At 35.5% G+C, this 18,958-nt stretch carries 12 protein-coding genes; all 12 read left to right on the top strand.

Going from position 1 to position 18,958, the window contains the following annotated elements; translation table 11 throughout:
* Window positions 1-2: 2 nt before the first annotated feature.
* The 12 genes from coaBC (at window position 3) to N4270_RS09230 (ending at window position 18,955) form a co-directional block, all read left to right on the top strand.
* Window positions 3-1,217, top strand: coding sequence for a bifunctional phosphopantothenoylcysteine decarboxylase/phosphopantothenate--cysteine ligase CoaBC (gene coaBC / locus N4270_RS09175; protein WP_260096745.1), 1,215 nt, complete (start codon window positions 3-5; stop codon window positions 1,215-1,217).
* Window positions 1,210-2,097 carry a DUF4835 family protein gene (locus N4270_RS09180; RefSeq protein ID WP_260096746.1) on the top strand — a complete coding sequence of 296 codons (888 nt, stop codon included), beginning with the start codon at window positions 1,210-1,212 and terminating at the stop codon, window positions 2,095-2,097. Before coaBC ends, N4270_RS09180 begins: the two co-directional genes overlap by 8 nt.
* Window positions 2,098-2,233: 136 nt before the next feature.
* The gene (gene recN / locus N4270_RS09185) at window positions 2,234-3,886 is read left to right on the top strand and encodes a DNA repair protein RecN (protein ID WP_260096747.1); all 1,653 of its coding nucleotides are present in this window, start codon (window positions 2,234-2,236) and stop codon (window positions 3,884-3,886) included.
* Between the two features lie 48 nt (window positions 3,887-3,934).
* Window positions 3,935-4,750 (top strand): enoyl-ACP reductase, encoded by an 816-nt coding sequence (locus tag N4270_RS09190; protein ID WP_260096748.1) that lies wholly within the window; start codon window positions 3,935-3,937, stop codon window positions 4,748-4,750.
* A 166-nt stretch (window positions 4,751-4,916) separates the two neighbouring features.
* Window positions 4,917-7,652 (top strand): GEVED domain-containing protein, encoded by a 2,736-nt coding sequence (locus tag N4270_RS09195; RefSeq protein WP_260096749.1) that lies wholly within the window; start codon window positions 4,917-4,919, stop codon window positions 7,650-7,652.
* Window positions 7,653-8,007: 355 nt separating this feature from the next.
* Window positions 8,008-11,328 carry a T9SS type A sorting domain-containing protein gene (locus N4270_RS09200; RefSeq protein ID WP_260096750.1) on the top strand — a complete coding sequence of 1,107 codons (3,321 nt, stop codon included), beginning with the start codon at window positions 8,008-8,010 and terminating at the stop codon, window positions 11,326-11,328.
* Between the two features lie 95 nt (window positions 11,329-11,423).
* A complete protein-coding gene (locus N4270_RS09205; RefSeq protein ID WP_260096751.1) occupies window positions 11,424-13,130 on the top strand; it encodes an FG-GAP-like repeat-containing protein in 1,707 nt (568 codons plus the stop codon).
* A 133-nt stretch (window positions 13,131-13,263) separates the two neighbouring features.
* On the top strand, window positions 13,264-14,673 hold the full coding sequence (locus N4270_RS09210; protein WP_260096752.1) for a T9SS type A sorting domain-containing protein: 1,410 nt from the start codon (window positions 13,264-13,266) through the stop codon (window positions 14,671-14,673).
* A gap of 73 nt (window positions 14,674-14,746) precedes the next feature.
* A complete protein-coding gene (locus N4270_RS09215; RefSeq protein ID WP_260096753.1) occupies window positions 14,747-15,763 on the top strand; it encodes a glycosyltransferase family 2 protein in 1,017 nt (338 codons plus the stop codon).
* Window positions 15,753-16,721 carry a YbbR-like domain-containing protein gene (locus N4270_RS09220; protein ID WP_260096754.1) on the top strand — a complete coding sequence of 323 codons (969 nt, stop codon included), beginning with the start codon at window positions 15,753-15,755 and terminating at the stop codon, window positions 16,719-16,721. Before N4270_RS09215 ends, N4270_RS09220 begins: the two co-directional genes overlap by 11 nt.
* The gene (gene coaE, locus N4270_RS09225; protein ID WP_260096755.1) at window positions 16,718-17,317 is read left to right on the top strand and encodes a dephospho-CoA kinase; all 600 of its coding nucleotides are present in this window, start codon (window positions 16,718-16,720) and stop codon (window positions 17,315-17,317) included. The genes N4270_RS09220 and coaE overlap by 4 nt, the downstream gene beginning before the upstream one ends.
* A gap of 63 nt (window positions 17,318-17,380) precedes the next feature.
* Window positions 17,381-18,955 carry a sensor histidine kinase KdpD gene (locus N4270_RS09230; protein ID WP_260096756.1) on the top strand — a complete coding sequence of 525 codons (1,575 nt, stop codon included), beginning with the start codon at window positions 17,381-17,383 and terminating at the stop codon, window positions 18,953-18,955.
* Window positions 18,956-18,958: the final 3 nt, after the last annotated feature.

Raw genomic sequence — 18,958 nt, forward strand, 5'->3', positions numbered from 1 at the left:
ACATGTCTTCTATACTAAGTGGTAAAAATATACTGTTAGGCATAACTGCCGGTATAGCCGCTTACAAGACAGCTAACTTAGTTAGGCTATTTATTAAAGCAGGCGCCAACGTAAAGGTCGTTATGACGCCTGCTTCTAAAGACTTCATTACACCTTTAACCCTTTCTACATTATCTAAAAATCCTGTGCATTCTTCATTTACTAATGAAGAAAATGATAATGATATGTGGACAAATCATGTGGAACTCGGACTCTGGGCCGATCTTTTTATCATTGCACCAGCAACAGCAAATACCATGTCTAAAATGGCTAATGGAACTTGTGATAATTTGTTGATGGCTACTTACCTTTCAGCGAAATGTCCTGTTTATTTTGCTCCGGCGATGGACTTAGATATGTACAAGCATCAATCTACAAAGCATTCTTTTGAAACGCTTAAGTCCTACGGAAATATTATGATTCCTGCAACATCTGGAGAATTAGCCAGCGGATTAGTAGGGCAAGGTCGTATGGCAGAACCCGAAGCAATTCTGGCATTTATCGAAGCAGATATTTTAGATCAATTACCACTCAAAGGACAAAAAGTTTTAATTACGGCTGGACCAACCTACGAAGCTATAGATCCCGTGCGTTTTATTGGCAATCATTCCAGTGGAAAAATGGGCTTTGAAATCGCTAAAGCAGCAGCTAACCTTGGTGCTGAGGTGGTCTTAGTTTCTGGACCTTCACACGAAACAGTAGCACATAGTTTTATTGAAGTTATTCGTGTCACAAGTGCGCAAGAAATGTATGAAGCTTGCCATCGCTATTTTGATAGCGTAGACATGGCTATTCTTTCTGCAGCTGTGGCTGATTATAGACCAAAAAATGTGGCCGATCAAAAAATAAAAAAGGCATCAGCAACGTTTAGTATTGAGTTGGAGAAAACGAAGGATATTTTAAAATCTTTGGGAGCCATTAAAAAAGAACAGTTTCTTGTAGGTTTTGCTTTAGAAACTAATAATGAACTGGAACATGCTAAAGGAAAATTAGAATCTAAAAACCTGGATTTAATTGTTTTAAATTCTTTAAACGATAAAGGCGCAGGTTTTGGTGGTTCAACAAATAAAGTTACTTTTATAACACGGTCTTTAGAAATCGTTCAGCACGAACTTAAATCTAAAACAGAAGTGGCTCAAGATATAATGCAACAAATTTTAAAACAAACACATGCGTAATTATTTATTTATTCTTTTACTGTTAGTTTCATTAGGATCATGGTCGCAAGAACTCAATTGTGAAATTGTTGTAAATGCCCAGCAAACCGGTAATGAAAACGTACAGATTTTTAAAACGCTAGAACGTCAATTAAAAGAATTTGTAAATAATACGCAGTGGACCAACAAAACTTTTAAAACACAAGAGCGTATCGATTGTAGCATGGTTATTACCATTACTAATTATGATACCGATGTGTTTCAGGGAACACTTCAGGTGCAAAGTTCAAGACCTGTGTTTGGTTCTAATTACGGATCGCCAGTTTATAACTATAATGATAAAGAGTTTAATTTTCAGTATTTAGAATTTCAGAATTTTGTTTACAACCCCAACCAATTTGAATCAAATTTGGTCTCAATGATAGCATTTCATGTCTATATGATTCTTGGTTTAGATGGTGATACTTTTGCTCCAAATGGTGGCGAAACGTATTTTAAACAAGCCCAAACAATTTTAAACTATTCACAGCAAAATAATTCGAAAGGCTGGAAGCTTTCTGACGGACAACAAACACGTTTTGTATTAATCGACAATATGTTGTCGCCAACCTTTCAACCGTTTAGAGACGCTATGTATACATATCATCGTCAAGGTTTAGATGCAATGAGTACAGATGCTAAAAAAGGAAAACAAAATGTGGCTGAATCGATGACAACACTGCAATCGTTAAACAGCCGTAGGCCAAATTCTTATTTAATGCGTGTGTTTTTTGATGCGAAAGCAGATGAAATTCAGCAAGTGTTCTCTGGTGGTCCAATAGTTAATGTTGCCGAATTAATTGAAACCTTAACAAAAATTGCGCCTATGCATGCTTCAAAATGGCGCAAAATAAAATTCTAAGCGTTTATTATAGTTTAGGTAAATTTCTGTAATTTCAATCTGTATAATTTACAAGTTTATTCGTATTAATGTTTTGCATTTAATAACTTGTAATGAGTAAATTTGCATGGTACCTATAAACGGTTTCTACTAACTTATGCTGACACAATTATCCATAAAAAATTATGCCCTTATTGATGAACTCCATGTGAGTTTTAATAGCGGACTTACAATTATTACTGGTGAAACAGGAGCTGGTAAGTCTATTCTGTTGGGTGGATTATCGTTAATCATAGGGAAACGTGCCGATTTGAGTTCGGTTAAAGATGCGACGAAAAAATGTGTTATTGAAGCGACATTTGACATTGCTAAATACAATTTAAAATCGCTTTTTAATAGTGAAGATTTAGATTATGAATCGCTTACCATCCTTAGGCGTGAGATTTTACCATCAGGCAAATCCAGAGCTTTTATCAATGATACTCCTGTGAATTTGGATAGCCTTCAATTGTTAGGGGAACGTTTGCTGGATATCCATTCTCAACACCAAACCTTACAGTTGACTAATGATAATTTTCAGTTTCAGATTATTGATGCCTTAGCCGAAAACAACGATGTACTAAATCAGTATAAATTAGCACTTAAAACCTTTAAAAAACTTGTTGTGGAATTGGAAACTCTTCAGCAGCAAAAATCCGAAGCCATTAAAGAGCTCGATTATAACTTGTTTCTTTTAAAAGAACTTGAAGATGCTAAACTAGTGACTGGTGAACTCGACACTTTAGAGAGTGAATATGAAACCCTTAATAATATTGAAGAGATTAAAGATAAATTGTCGCATTCACATCAATTATTAAGCAATGATGATATAGGTGTTGTGTCTCACCTTACTGAAGTCAAAAGTCAGCTCTCAAAGCTATCTGGCTACGGAACATCGTACAACGACATTTTTAATCGGGTTACTAGTAGTTTGATTGAGCTGGACGATGTACTTTCAGAAATTGAAAGTCTGGAAGCAAACCTGGAAGCCGATCCTAATCGCTTGGAAGTGGTGAACTTAAAACTTCAAACGCTTCATAATTTAATGCAAAAGCATACGGTGTCTTCGGTTGAAGAACTTATAGAGATTAAAGATGAGCTCACTCATAAGGTATCAGTAACAGAGAATCTTGATGCGACTATTTCAGCAAAAGCTGATGAGATAAAAGCGACAGAGCAACAATTAAAAATACTTTCTGAAACGATTCATGCTAATAGAGTTGGGGTTATTCCTAACTTAATTAATCAGTTAGAGTCAATTTTGGCCAATTTAGGAATGCCAAATGCTAAGTTCAATATTGCATTAGAGAGCTCAAATACGTTCTTATCTAATGGAACAGATGTGTTGCAGTTCTTATTTTCAGCTAATAAAGGTGGTCAGTTTAACGATCTAAAAAAAGCAGCTTCGGGAGGTGAGTTGTCTAGAATTATGCTGGCCATAAAATCGGTGTTATCAAAGTATACACAGTTGCCAACCATTATGTTTGATGAAATTGATACAGGCGTTTCGGGTGAGATATCTAACAAAATGGCTCAAATCATGCAAGAAATGAGTAAAGCGATGCAAGTATTTACGATTACCCATTTACCGCAAATAGCAGCAAAAGGCGATTCGCATTTTAAAGTATATAAGGAAGATGTCAACGAGGTTACACAAACCCAACTTAAACAATTGACAGCCGATGAACGTATTGTTGAGATTGCTCAGATGCTTGGAGGCGCAAATGTTTCTAATTCGGCAATAGAACATGCCAAGCAATTACTCAATTAATACTATCTTTGAAAACTTAATATCAACGAACTAAACAATTATAATAGCATGTCATACAATTTATTAAAAGGAAAACGAGGAATTATATTTGGCGCATTAGACTCAAATTCAATCGCCTGGAAAACAGCAGAACGCGTACATGAAGAAGGTGGAACCTTTGTACTTACAAATGCTCCAATTGCTATGCGTATGGGGCAAATTAATGAATTGGCTGAAAAAACGGGATCTCAAATTATTCCTGCTGATGCAACTTCTGAAGAAGATTTACAAAACCTTGTAGAACAATCTATGGAAATTCTTGGCGGTAAAATTGATTTTGTTTTACATTCTATCGGGATGTCAATAAATGTTAGAAAAGGAAGAGCTTATACCGATCAAAAATATGACTGGACCCAAAAAGGAACAGATGTGTCTGCCATGTCATTTCATAAAGTGATGCAAACTTTATACAAGGCTGATGCGATGAACGAATGGGGAAGCATCGTAGCTTTAACCTACATGGCTGCTCAACGCGTGTTTCCAGATTATAATGATATGGCAGATAATAAGGCTTATTTAGAAAGTATCGCACGTAGTTTTGGGTATTTCTTCGGAAAAGATAAAAAAGTACGCGTGAATACGATTTCGCAGTCTCCAACACCAACTACTGCAGGGCAAGGAGTTAAAGGTTTTGATGGTTTTATCGCTTATGCCGAAAAGATGTCGCCATTAGGAAATGCGACAGCAGAAGACTGTGCTAATTATACAGTGACACTATTTAGTGATTTAACCAAACGTGTTACTTTGCAAAACCTATACAATGATGGAGGCTTTAGTAACATGGGAGTAAGTGATGCTATCATGGATAAGTTTACAGAAGAGTAAATCTCTATTTCATATTGAAAAGCCATTATATTAGTATTAGTATAATGGCTTTTTTTATGTGTTTTAGTCGTGCTTTTTTGCGTTTAATCGATTAAGATGTTAAGCTTTTTCAAGGTTAGAATTAATTGAATTAACTTCAATGATTACTAATTTAAAACTTTTTACTATGAAAAAAAATACGTTAATTTTCTTATTAACCTTAGCCTTTACTTTGCAAGGCTATGCTCAGGTTTGTAGTAGTTTTAGTTCTACAACTACAGATACTACCACTTTTATTGACGAGGTTTCTACATCGGGAGCTGTGACCAATATTTCTAACCTGGGTACGGGTTTAAATGCAGCAGATGATAGGTACCAAGATTTTTATGATACTAATGCGGTAACTTCTTTTGCTGATGGCGCTTTTGGTTTAACTGTAGCTATTGAAGGCGGAACGGTTGGTTGTGCAATTTGGGTAGATTGGAATAATGATGACACTTTTGATGTTGCTACAGAAGGTGTATTTAACACCACAAGTTATTCTAACGGACCTTTTGAAGCATCTATAACGGTGCCTACGGGGACAGCTAATGGTGACTATCGTATGCGAATTATGATCGATTGGAATGATTCTAATCCAGATGATGAGCCTTGTTCTTTTCAATTTGCTAGTGGAAGAGGAGAAGTAGAAGACTATAAAGTAATAGTTGGTGATCCTGTTACAGATACCTTAGACTTTTACAATTTACAATTCCCTACTGGAGCAAATTCGTCGCCATTAGGAGATACGTACCTTGTCTATGCTCAGGCTTATGAGGCAGGTTTAACCGATGTGACTGCAGGTCAGTCTCCTGGAATATCAGCTTGGATTGGATATAGTGACACTGATACAGATCCTAGTTTAGAAGTTGGATGGACATGGATTCCTGCAGATTTTAATGTTGAAGTCGGAAATAACGATGAATATTTTACAAATTTAGCTGATGGTCTTGCAGAAGGTACTTATTACTATGCAAGTCGTTTTAGCCTTAATGGCGGTCCGTTAACTTATGGAGGCGCAGGTGGCGCTTGGAATAATGATTCTGGAGTTTTAACAATAACACCACCTACACCACCAGCAAATGATGAATGTTCTGATGCTATAGGCTTAACAGTTAATGCCGATTTTAGTTGCGATGTTGTAACTAGCGCAACGGTTGTAGGAGCTACAGCTTCTCCGCAACCTGATGATGCGACTGGTACTCCCGACAATGACGTTTGGTTTACCTTTGTTGCAACAGGAACTAATCATAGAATTTCACTTTTAAATATTACTGCTGTTATTGGAACTTCAGTAGATATGGGAATGAGTGTTTTTGATGATGCTGCAGGATGTAATATGACAGCTACAAATGAAGTTGGGGAGAGTGATCCAAATATACTTAACTTAACAGGTCTAACTGGTGGAAACACTTATTATGTTAGAGTATATGGATGGGGATCAACCAATACAGCGCAAACAGATTTTGATATCTGTATAGGAACACCACCACCAGCTCCAGGGAATGATTTATGTGAAAATGCTACAGTTATTGCTTGTGGTGATACGCTTATAGATCAAACCACAATATCTGCTACAGGTGGAAGTGGTACATCTTGTAATGGTTCAATTGGAGATGATGTTTGGTATCAATTTACAGGTAATGATAATGATGTTACTATTACTGTAGATGCCTCTGTTGAAGAAGCTCAAATTGGTGTCTTTGAAAGCACAGACGGAACTTGTGGCGGATTCACCTTAGGTTCTTGTATTGCTTCGGTTGATGATTTAGGAGGAAACCCTACATCGGTTACTTTTGCTGCTGCTGCAGGTAACATATATTACATACAAGTTGGACATTGGGTTAATGGGAGCCCTGGACTTGTGTTTGAAATTAGTGCTACATGTACACCATTTCCAACATGTCCAGACCCAACAGATTTGACAGCTTCTAATATAACTTTGACTTCTGCAGATTTAGGATGGACCCAGTTAGGAGGTATATCAAACTGGGATATTGAATGGGGTATTGAAGGCTTTACGCCAACAGGAACACCAAATGTTGACGATACAGGTGATAATCCTTATAACTTATCTGCCTTAACTGCTGAAACGTCTTATGACTATTATGTACGAGCAGATTGTGGTATGGATAATACAACAGACGTAAGTGCTTGGGTTGGTCCGTTTACATTTTTTACGGGGCATTGTGTACCATCTGGAACTAGTGAATCAACTTACATTGATAATTTTAGTACTACTGGAGGCGCAGTAAATATTTCTAATTTAGGATCTGGCTTTACAACAGGTAATTACGAGGATAATTTTGATACAGCAACTGTGAGTGGAGCATCAAATGATGTTATTGATTTTACTGTTGATATCGTTTCTGGTACAGTAGGATGTGCTGTATGGGTAGATTGGAATAATGATTTAACTTTTGATACTTCTGAGGTGTCATTTAGTACTACAGGATATTCTAACGGACCTTTTACAGGGTCAATAACTATTCCTGATGCAACCTCAGACGGAGATTACAGAATGCGTGTGATGATTGATTTCAATGATTCTAATCCTGGTAATGATGCACCATGTTCTTTTGGTTCAGGTAGAGGTGAAGTAGAAGATTATAAGCTAACTGTAGATAATTCATTATCTGTTAATGATTTTGAAACTCTAGGCTTTACATATTTCCCTAATCCAGTTAAAAATACATTGACATTAAATGCTCAAAATGCTATTGATAATCTAACTGTAGTTAATATGTTAGGACAACAAGTATTGGTTATGGCTCCAAATAGTATGGATTCTGTGATTGATATGTCTCAACTACAAACTGGAACTTATTTTGTGAAAGTTACTATAAACAACGCAACAAATACAATTAGAATAATAAAGCAATAAGGCATAAAAGAATTTCATTATTCTGAAAAGAGACCAGTAATGGTCTCTTTTTTTTAGTTATCGTTTGTAAAATGTTTAATCATTATGTCAAACCATATAGATTAAATGCAGTAAAATCCGATGTTTATTAGGTGATTTTTAGGATTGTTTTGATTAAAAAATGAATTTTATTATCAATTGTATGTCTTTTTAGTTAAAACTTTAAATAATGATTAAAACCAAATTACATCTTGTCGGCTTTTTCTTATAATTCATCGAATTGTTAATATCTTGTTAAGTCATTTTTATTCGTAAGGCTTTTAATATGAATAATTTACGTGCTGTTAATTAATTCAATAACTAAAAACCAACAAAAATGAAAAAAATTACTTTATGGTTGCTGTGCTTTTGTATGGCAACAACCTTCGGTTTTGCTCAAACCTTTACAGATGGAGTTGTGCATGACATTCAAAATGGAAACGGGGGAACAGACGCAACCTGCGGAACAATAGATGAGCTAACATTACCATTAACGGTTTCAGGTGTAGGTACTCTTGATGCTTCAAGTAACGTTTTGCAAAGTGTAACTTTTAATGCAACACACACTTGGAATGCTGATATTACGGTGAGTTTACAAGACCCTTCAGGAGCAATTACTGTACTTTTAATTGATTCAATTGGTAGTAGTGGAGACGGTTTTACAGATTGTATCTTAGATGATTCAGCCTCAGAAACATTACCAACTAGTTTTACATCTCCAGTTACTGGAACATTTTTACCACTCGAAGCTTTAGCTGGATTTAATGGTTTAAGTGCTGATGGTGATTGGAGCTTAATTGTTTGCGACAGTGCAGATGGTGATATAGGTACTGTAGATAGCTGGTCGCTTACATTCGGTCCTCCGCCACCTCCTGCTAATGATGATTGTGTCAACGCAATTGCATTAGATTGTGTAAATAACACTGCTTCAGGAAGCAATAGTTCATCAGTTGATAGTGAGGTATGGTTCTCATTTACTGGAACTGTTGTAGATGATCCCATAACTGCAAGTTTATGTGGTTCAGGATTTGATACAATTATCACCATTTATGATGCATGCGACGGAACGGAGATTGCAACAAACGATGATAGTTGTGGATTACAATCTGAAGTTACATTTACTTCAGATGGTGTAACGACCTATTTAATTTCGATACAAGGGTTTGATGCTGAATCTGGAGATTACAATCTTACTTTAGAGTGTGCTTCTGAAAACATTCCAGATAACGATGATTGTCTTTCTGCTGAAGCTATAGGATGTAATGATACGGTGACTGGAGAAACAACTTTTGCTAGTGATTCAGATTTAAACGGAAGTTTAGATGTATGGTATTCTTATACAGGAACAGTCGTTGATGATAATATCACAGCAAGTCTTTGTGGTTCTAGTTTTGATACAGTTATTACTATTTATGACGCATGTGACGGCGCAGAAGTCGCTACCAACGATGATTTTTGCGGATTGCAATCTGAGGTATCTTGGTTGTCAGATGGCCTAACAACCTATTTAATACGAGTTGAAGGCTTTAATACATCAGCTGGTGATTACCAATTATCATTAATATGTGATTCTGAAACACCGCCAGCAAATGATGAGTGTGTAAATGCTGAAACCATCGTTTGTGGAGGTCAATATATTGGAGATACAACGTTTGCTTCATCTGAAGGCGACGATGATCCAGGCGAATGTGGTACCACTGCAGGTAGTGGAGGAGCAGTCTGGTATACCTTTGTAGGTGCTAATTCTAATAACGCAGGTGCAGCTGCTGGTACAGAAGGAGATGAAGTTACATTAGATTTGAGTTTGTCAACATTTGATACAAAAATTAGAGTATTTACTGGAGTTTGTGGCGATTTAACGTGTTTAGATGGTGATGATGATGGCGGAGACGGAACCACTTCTTTAATTACATTCCCAACAACAGTTGGAACGGAGTATTATGTGTTAGTTCATGGGTTTTTAGATAATGCAGGAGAATATACTTTAGATGTTTCTTGTGTTGCACCTCCAACGTGTACTGCAGCAGTTATCGATAGTGCAACAGAAGTAGAAGATACTTGTAATCCAGATGGAACAGGTACTTATGTTGTTGAAATAGAAGTGACAAATGCTGGAGACGCAGGAAGCGTTTTTGATGATGGGACTAATACCTATCCAGTTGTAGCAGGTACAGTAACTGCTGGACCCTATGATAGTGGAGAAGAAGTAACTATCGAATTAGTTGCTTTAGATTCTGACTGTAGCTTTACAGTAGGAACATTTGAATTTACATGTCCAGAGCCAGCTCCAGAAAATGATAACTTAGAAGATGCTATTCCAATTGTATGTGGAGGGACTTATACAGGAGACACAACCTTGGCTACAATTGATGAAGAGGACGCACCAGATATTGCAACAGTAGAGGAAGATACTGATGCGGATACAGATTCACCAAACGTATGGTATAGCTTTGTAGGTACAGGAGATGTAGTGACTTTATCTACTTGTGGAACAGGAAGTTTTGATACTGAAATATTTGTGTTTACCGGTTCTTCAGGAGCATTAACTTGTATCGATGATGGGTATGATGAGTGTGGATCGTCAGATGGCTTTGCTGCCGAAACGTCATTTACGTCTGTAGCAGGAACTCAGTATTGGATTTCTATTGAAGGATGGAATCCAACAACTGTAGGTGCATTTGGGCTTTCAGTAACCTGTACACCACCACCATCATGTATTCCTGCAGAATTCACCTTATCTAATGGTGGAAATACCTGTCCGTCAGATGGAGGTTTCGTTATTGATGTAGATATTTCTAGCTTAGGAACAGCTACAACGGTTAATATTTTGCAAGATGGAGTAGCAGTATATTCAGGTGTAGATTTATCAGGTTCTCCTTACAGTGTTGGAGGCTTAACATCTGCTACAGATTATGATATTACAATTGAAGATGCAGCTGATGATACTTGTTTTAGCACGCAACAATACTCAACAGATGTATGTCCGCCAGTTAATGATGACATAGCAGGAGCTATCAATTTAGAAGTTGGAGATACAGTATGTGAAGATTTATATACTGGAACGAATGTTGGAGCTACAGATTCTGGAGAAACATTCCCAGAATGTGGTACATCATCTTTTGGAGGCGATGTATGGTTTAAACTTACAGTGCCATCTTCAGGAGAAGTAACTATTGAAACTTCTGAAGCGGCTGTTAATCCAATATTTGACACTGTGATTGAAGTGTTTACTGGGTCTCCAGGTAATTTAACTCAAATTGATTGTGATGATGAAGGTGGTGTAGATAGTTTCTCTTTATTAGAATTAACAGGACTTACACCAGGTGATGTACTTTTAATCAGAGTTTGGGAATGGCAAGATAATTCTAAAGGAAACTTCAATATTTGTGCTTGGTCTCCTTCTAGTTTAGGAGTTGATGATACGACTTTTGACGGATTTACTTACTATCCAAACCCAATAAAAGATGTGTTAACATTAGAATCGGCAAGAACTATTGACAAGATAGAAGTGTTTAATGTCTTAGGACAACGTATTGTAGCTATTGATAGCCAGAATACAATCCAAAACATTGATATGTCAAATGTTCAAGCAGGCGCTTACTTTGTGAAAGTTTCTATTGAGAACCAAATAAAAACGATTAGAGTAATTAAGGAATAAGAATTGCTTTATCCTATTAAAGAAGAGGTCTGTAAAAAGACCTCTTTTTTGTTTTAATATATTTATTTTTCATAGATTTGATTAAACTTGGTATAATGAAAACGTATTATTTATCAACTTGCTTTGTTTTATTTTCAATGCTCTTGAGTTTTTCTCAAATAGAATTTGAAAACCAGGCAGGAATTTTGAATGCTGATGTTGCTACTGGCGATACTTACTTAGGTAACGGCGTATCGTTTTGTGATTTTGATAATGATGGTTGGGATGATATTACCTTAGCTACAGCAGATGGTGATGGTGTTCGGTTTTTGAAAAATGTCAATGGTAGTTTTGTAGATGTGAACTTAGGCTTAGGGTATTTATCCTATGAAACCAAATCAGTAACTTGGGTGGACTTTGATAATGATGGTGACAAAGATTTATTTGTTACCAGCGAAACCGAAGGTAATAAGCTTATCGAGAATCTTGGTGACATGACATTTCAAGATATAACCTCTACAACAGGAATGTCTACAAATAACTTGTATACCTATGGCGCTTCATGGGGAGATTATAATAATGATGGTTTTCTAGATGTTTTTTTAAGCAACCGAACCTTAATTGTACCTAATAAACTGTATAGAAATAATGGTAATGGAACATTTTCTGATGTGTCTTTGTTTTCAGGAATAGATCCCAATCCATTATTTTCTTTTTGCTCTGCTTTTCTGGATATAAATAATGACGGATTTCAAGATATTTATGTGTCCAACGATAAGTTAAGTTTTCTAAACAAACTGTATAAAAATAATGGGGATGGCACTTTTGAAGATATTAGTATGTCCTCAGGAACCGATATCAGTGCAGATGCCATGTCGGTAACCGTAGGTGATTATAATAAAGATGGCTGGTTTGACATTTATGTCACCAACACTCAAGGTGGTAATTACTTGTTAAGAAATAATGGCGATGAAACCTTTACTAATGTCGCAGGTCCAACAGGAACAAGTTTCAATAGTATAGGTTGGGGGGCTGTTTTTTTTGATGCTGATAATAACACAGATTTAGATTTATACGTTAGTGGTGAATTTGATGGATCTACAGGTGGCTACCTTTCAGCAGCATTTTATCAAAACAATGGCAACTATACCTTTGCCTTAAATAATTCTTGTTTTCCTAATGATAATAGAGAGAGCTACTCTAACGCTATTGGAGATATAGATAATGATGGTTTTATGGATGTAGTGGTCACTAATTCAGATGATATGGATGTGTTTTTATGGAAAAACATGACTGTAAATACGTCTAATTGGATAAAGTTAAATTTAACTGGAACTATCAGTAATACAGATGGTATAGGTTCACGAATTGAGCTCTCTGTTAATGGTCAAAAACAATATGGCTATACACATTTGGGAGAAGGTTATATGAGTCAGAATTCAAAAACTAAACATTTTGGATTACATGATGCGACTGTTATTGACTATATTAAAATTACCTGGCTCAGTGGTATTGAAGAAACTTATTATAACATACCTGCAAATCAAACCCTAAATTTAATTGAAGGCAGTACACTAAGTGTAGATACACATCAAGAAAGTATAAGCTATGTTTTTCCAAACCCGGTAAAAGATGTATTTAAAATTTATGGGGAAGCGACTATTAAATCCATCACAATAGTTGATGTGTTAGGTCGAAAAGTAAAAGAAGTCTCAAACCCTGTTAACAACACCATAAATGTTAGTACCCTAAATCCGGGGCACTATATGTTAATTGTAGAAACGAATGATGGTAAAATCAACCATAAATTTATAAAACAATAACTTCTTGGATATCAGATTATAAACTGCTATTCATCGATGATATATGTTTTTTATCGATTAAACAGGTTTCTTTTTAGTTTGTAATTTAATTATCATAATTTTAAGACGTTTTATTAATTAAATTCAACTAAATATGAAAAAAATTACTTTATTGTTTGTCGCAATGTTATTCGGTTCTTTAACCGCCTTTGCGCAATTTACTTTTCCAACTGACGCAACGGTTTACACGGTTGTTGCTGATGATGGAGCATTACCAATTACTGTAAATGATGCTGGTAACATAGCGGGCGTTACTGCTGGTACTTACACCTCTTTTAGTATTACTGCGGATTGGGTTAGTACCGATAACGCTTGGGCTAGTGAAGCAGATTTAACAGTTACTACAGCTGCTGGAATTGTTAATGTTGACCCTATCGGAGCTGCCGATTCTGGTGATCCTGCAACTTTGCTTTTTGAAGGAGATTTAGCTGGAATTTATGATCCATCAGTAGATGGAGCTTTAGATTTAGCCTTAAATCAATCATTTGGAGGCTCTGAAGCAGAATGGACTAACATTGTTGTAACACTTTTACCGCCTCCAAGTTGTTCAGTACCACTTAATGTTGATGCTACTCCAGAGGAAACAAGCGCTACAATTAATTGGTTTGTTCCATTAGCAGGAACTCCTACAGGTTATAATTGGGAAATCCAACCTGATGGTGTTGCTCAAGGTACTGCTGGACCTGTTGATTCTGGTGTTGCAGCAGGAACTAGTGCGTCTACAGTTGCTTTAGCTGCTGGAACAACGTATGAGTTCTATGTTCAAACTGATTGCGGAGGAGATGGCACATCTGATTATGTAGGAATTAGCTTTACTACAGCTTTAGGCCCACCTCCAGCTAATAATAATTTTGCTGATGCTATTGCAATTGCATGTGGAGGTACTTACTCTGGTAATACAACCAATGCTACTTTAGATCAAGATACTGCGCCTGATGGTCCAAATTCTGATTCTGATTCTAGAAATGTATGGTACTCTTATACAGGTTCTGGAACTGCGGAAGAGGTGACACTTTCAACTTGTGGATTAACCAATACAGATTATGATACAGAAGCTCTTATTTATACAGGAACTGCTGGTAATTTAACTTATGTTGGAGAAGGTTATGATGAATGTGGAGGTTCTGCTGAAGGTTATCACTTTGAAACGACTTTTACATCTGATGGAACATCAACGTACTGGATTTCTGTAGGTGGTTTTAATGATGACTTTGGATTATTTGAAATGGTGGTTAGCTGTACAACATTAAGTACAGAAACTGTTGAAAATGAAAATGCATTTACATATTTCCCTAATCCAGTTAAAAACGAGTTAACATTGAGTGCTGCTCAAAAAGACATTCAAAATGTTGCTATCTATAACATGTTAGGTCAAGAAGTTCTTAGAACAGCTCCTAATGCTGTTGAAAGTACAATCGATATGAACGGAATGAGCCAAGGTGCTTACTTCGTAAAAGTAACTATCGGTAATGTTACAGAAACAATTAGAATTATTAAGCAATAAGCTTTAATTTATAAGTTTTCAAAAGCCACCCTAAAGGTGGCTTTTGTTTTTTGTTTACTTACCTTTGTAAAGTATGACTACTTTACATTATTCTTTTATTATCCCAGTGTACAATCGACCTGATGAGGTTGATGAACTCCTTAGAAGCTTTAAGGGCTTACAAGGTGCTTTTTTGTATGAAATAGTTATTGTCGAAGATGGTTCTTCTATAGATTGCAAATCTGTTGTTGACACCTATGCTAACGATCTCAACATTTCTTACTATTCGAAGCCTAATTCTGGACCAGGTGATTCCAGAAATTACGGCATGCAAAAAGCCAAAGGAAATTACTTTATTATTCTAGATTCAGACTGTCTTCTTCCGCCTCAGTATCTCGAAACAGTGAATGCTTACTTGTCTTCAAACGATGTGGATTGTTTTGGTGGTCCTGATGCGGCTCATCAGTCGTTTACCAACCTTCAAAAGGCCATCAATTTTGCAATGACCTCTGTAATAACTACGGGAGGTATTCGTGGAAGTGGTAAAGCAAATACTGACAAATTTCAACCACGTAGTTTCAATATGGGCTTGTCTAAAAAAGCATTTATAGCCTCAGGTGGTTTTGGTGTCATTCATCCAGGGGAAGATCCCGATTTATCGATAAGACTTCATACATTAGGGTTTAAAACAGTTTTATTAAAAGAGGCTTATGTCTATCATAAGCGCCGCATATCTTGGAAAAAGTTTTATCAGCAAGTACATAAATTTGGTTTGGTAAGACCTATTCTCAATAAATGGCATCCTAACACCAAGCGATTAACCTATTGGTTTCCAACAGTGTTTTTACTTGGTTTTATAGTGTCGGTTCTTGCGTTTGTAGTAGGTTTTAAATGGCTTTTGTTTGGCTTTATATCGTATATAATTATTGCCTTTGCTTTTGCATTAGTAGCTACCAAAAATTTAAGTGTCGCTATTCAATCTATTTTGGCTATTTTTATTCAGTTCTTTGGATATGGCTACGGATTTTTAAAATCGACAATTGCTGTAGCCGTTTTAAATAAAGATCCACAGAAACAGTTTCCAAAACTATTCTTTAAACATGCTAAATAGTATAAAATCAAAACTATTAAAGTCAGTCAAAAACAAAAGACTCAATGTTTTCGGACTTTTTTTCTTGATTGCGTTTTTGATATTGGTGGTAACAAAGCTTTCTGAAACTTATGTAGAGACCATCCCTTTTAATATTGCTTATAATAACCTTCCGGATACCAATATTATTACTCTGGATAGTACACCAAAGGTGAATGTTACCGTTTCTACACACGGCTTTAATTTGCTATCCTATTATTTTTACAGTAATACCTATAAATTAGATATTGAAAATCATACAACCCAAAAAGAAAATACATACCTCTGGACTGCAGATAAGGGGTTGTATAGCTTGCAAGAACAATTAGGTAAAACGGTTAAAATCGTGTCTGTAAAACCTGATACGCTGGTATTACCTTTTGGTATTTTAAGTACTAAAACGGTTCCGGTGGTTCTAAAATCTAAAATACATTATGCTTCGGGTTATGATACGACCAATGGTGTTAAGATTATTCCTGATTCGGTGAAAATTATTGGCTCGCAGCAAGAAATTTCTAAAATTGACTTTATAGAAACAAAGCCTTTTGATTTGAATCAAATTAAAACCGATATTAGTACAACCATTGGTCTCGAACTTGCTAATAAATCGGAGCGTTTAAAACTGTCTGAAGACAAGGTGCAAATTAATGCGAATGTAGAAAAGTTTACCGAAGGAACTTTTGAAATCCCTATTACGATTTTAAACAAACCCAATGCTATGGAGTTAAATTACTTTCCGAAGCATATAAAAGTAGCCTACTATGTGAGTTTGGAGGCTTATAACGATATCAAAGTGACAGATTTCAAAATAGAATGTGATTATAAAGAGGCCTTACAACTAAATAATTCGTTTTTTACGCCTCAACTTATTAGTCTTTCAGAACAGGTGAAATCAGCCAAAATGAAACAAAACAAAGTTGAATTTATTATTGTAAAATGATAGTAGTCGGACTTACAGGAGGAATAGGTAGTGGAAAAACTACAGTCGCATCTTTTTTTAAAGCGCTAAGCATTCCTGTGTATATAGCTGATATTGAAGCCAAACGACTAATGGTTACTTCAAAAGTGATTAGACGAAAATTAATTCAGTTATTTGGTGATAAAGCATACGAAGGTAAAGAACTGAACAGACCTTATATCGCATCCAAAATTTTCAATAACAAAGAGGATTTAGACGCCATGAATGCGATTGTTCATCCGAAGGTTGCCTCTCATTTTAAACGCTGGTTAAAAAAGCAGAATTCCCCTTATGTGATTAAAGAAGCGGCTATTATTTTTGAAATAGATAAAGCCTCCGAGTATGATCTTATCGTTTTGGTTACTGCCGATGTTGAAGAGCGCATTAGACGTGTTATGAAAAGAGATGATACCAATCGGTCTAAAATTGAATCTATTTTAAAGAATCAATGGAGCGATCAAGAGAAGATGGATAAGTCGCACTATGTCATTCGCAACGATGACTTATATAGCACTAAAAATCAAGTGTTGAAGACACATGAATCCATACTAAAACATATCAAGAAACTTAAAAATTAACATATTTGTTAATGTAAGGTTAAACCCTAATAGTTCTAAATGTTAAAATACTAAATTTGAACGATGGGCAAAAAGCTATTCATTTTATTGGTGGTTTTAATGAGTTTATCACTCATTGGTATCATATTTGTTCAATCATTTTTCATCAATAATACCTATAGAAATGAGGAGAAGCAATTCACATCTGATGTTAAACGTTCTCTGTTTGCAGTTTCTAAGGCTATTGAAGACAAAGAACTTCTAAGTTATAATAGATTATACAAAGAAGCTATTGAAAATGGGAGAACACCAGATACTTCTGAAATTAAACAACTCTTGATTTTTGAGTCTTTTAATGAAGAAACCAACCAATCGGTGCAATTTAGAAATGCAATTTCTGAAGAAAGTTTTAAAGTGCCATCATTGTTCATTGACATTGGTACAGACAGTATAAACATTAGCCGAATTAGTAATTTTAGTGAAACTAAAATTTTTGATCGAAATGCGATCGATGGTAAATTAAGTCTAGATCCTGTGCAAACATTCTCAGATTACAGTACGATGGATGATGTTGGTAGACGGATTTTTAAAGAAAATTATAAAAAAGTTTACAGCAATTACCCAGTTTACAAACGTATCACGAATGAGGAGGTTTCAGAATTATTAGAATCTCAATTTTCTATAAGTGGTATACAAACTGAGTTTGAATACGCGATTTACGATAAAGATTTATCTACTAAAATTAGATCTGATAATTTTGAAAAAAATGTAAAAACAACGATTGGGATTCCGGTTTTTAAAGACAATCAAAATAAAAGTAAATATGCTTTATATGTTGATTTTCCTGAACGTAGAGAGTATTTGTTATCTACTATTTTAGGAATGATTGTTTTATCGATTGTGTTTACATCTATTATCATTTTAGCCTATTCTAGTGCGATTTATCAATTAATTAAACAGCGTCAAATTTCGCAAATCAAAACCGATTTTATCAATAATATGACGCATGAGTTTAAAACGCCTATTGCGACTATTAACCTGGCCTTAGATTCTATCAAGAATCCAAAAATTATTGGTGATCAAGAGAAGGTAATGCGTTACTTACGAATGATAAAAGATGAAAATAAACGAATGCATGCTCAGGTTGAAAATGTACTGCGAATTTCAAAATTAGAGAAAAACGAACTCAATATAAGTAAGGAACGGGTGAGGTTACACGACTTAGTAGAAGATGCTGTGACTCACGTCGAGTTAATTGTTGAAGATCGAAAAGGCTATGTGAAAACGCATTTAGATGCCGATAAATCTTCGGTGTTAGCTAATGAAACGCATTTCACTAATGTGATTGTCAATATTTTAGACAATGCCATTAAGTATAGTGATGATGCGCCCAAAATTGATGTTTATACCGAAAATGTAGGAACCAATGTATTGCTTAAAATTTCAGATCAAGGAAATGGAATGTCAAAACAGGTTCAAAAAAGAGTGTTCGAAAAATTTTATAGAGAACACACAGGAAATGTACACAATGTAAAAGGACACGGTTTAGGCTTGGCTTATGTTAAGCGAATCGTAGAAGACCATCAAGGTCATATATCAGTAGAAAGTGAAAAAGGAAAAGGTAGCACGTTTATAATAAAACTACCATTAATATCATAAATT

Origin of the sequence: Psychroserpens sp. SPM9, assembly GCF_025153525.1 — a bacterium.
Taxonomy (GTDB): Bacteria; Bacteroidota; Bacteroidia; order Flavobacteriales; family Flavobacteriaceae; genus Psychroserpens.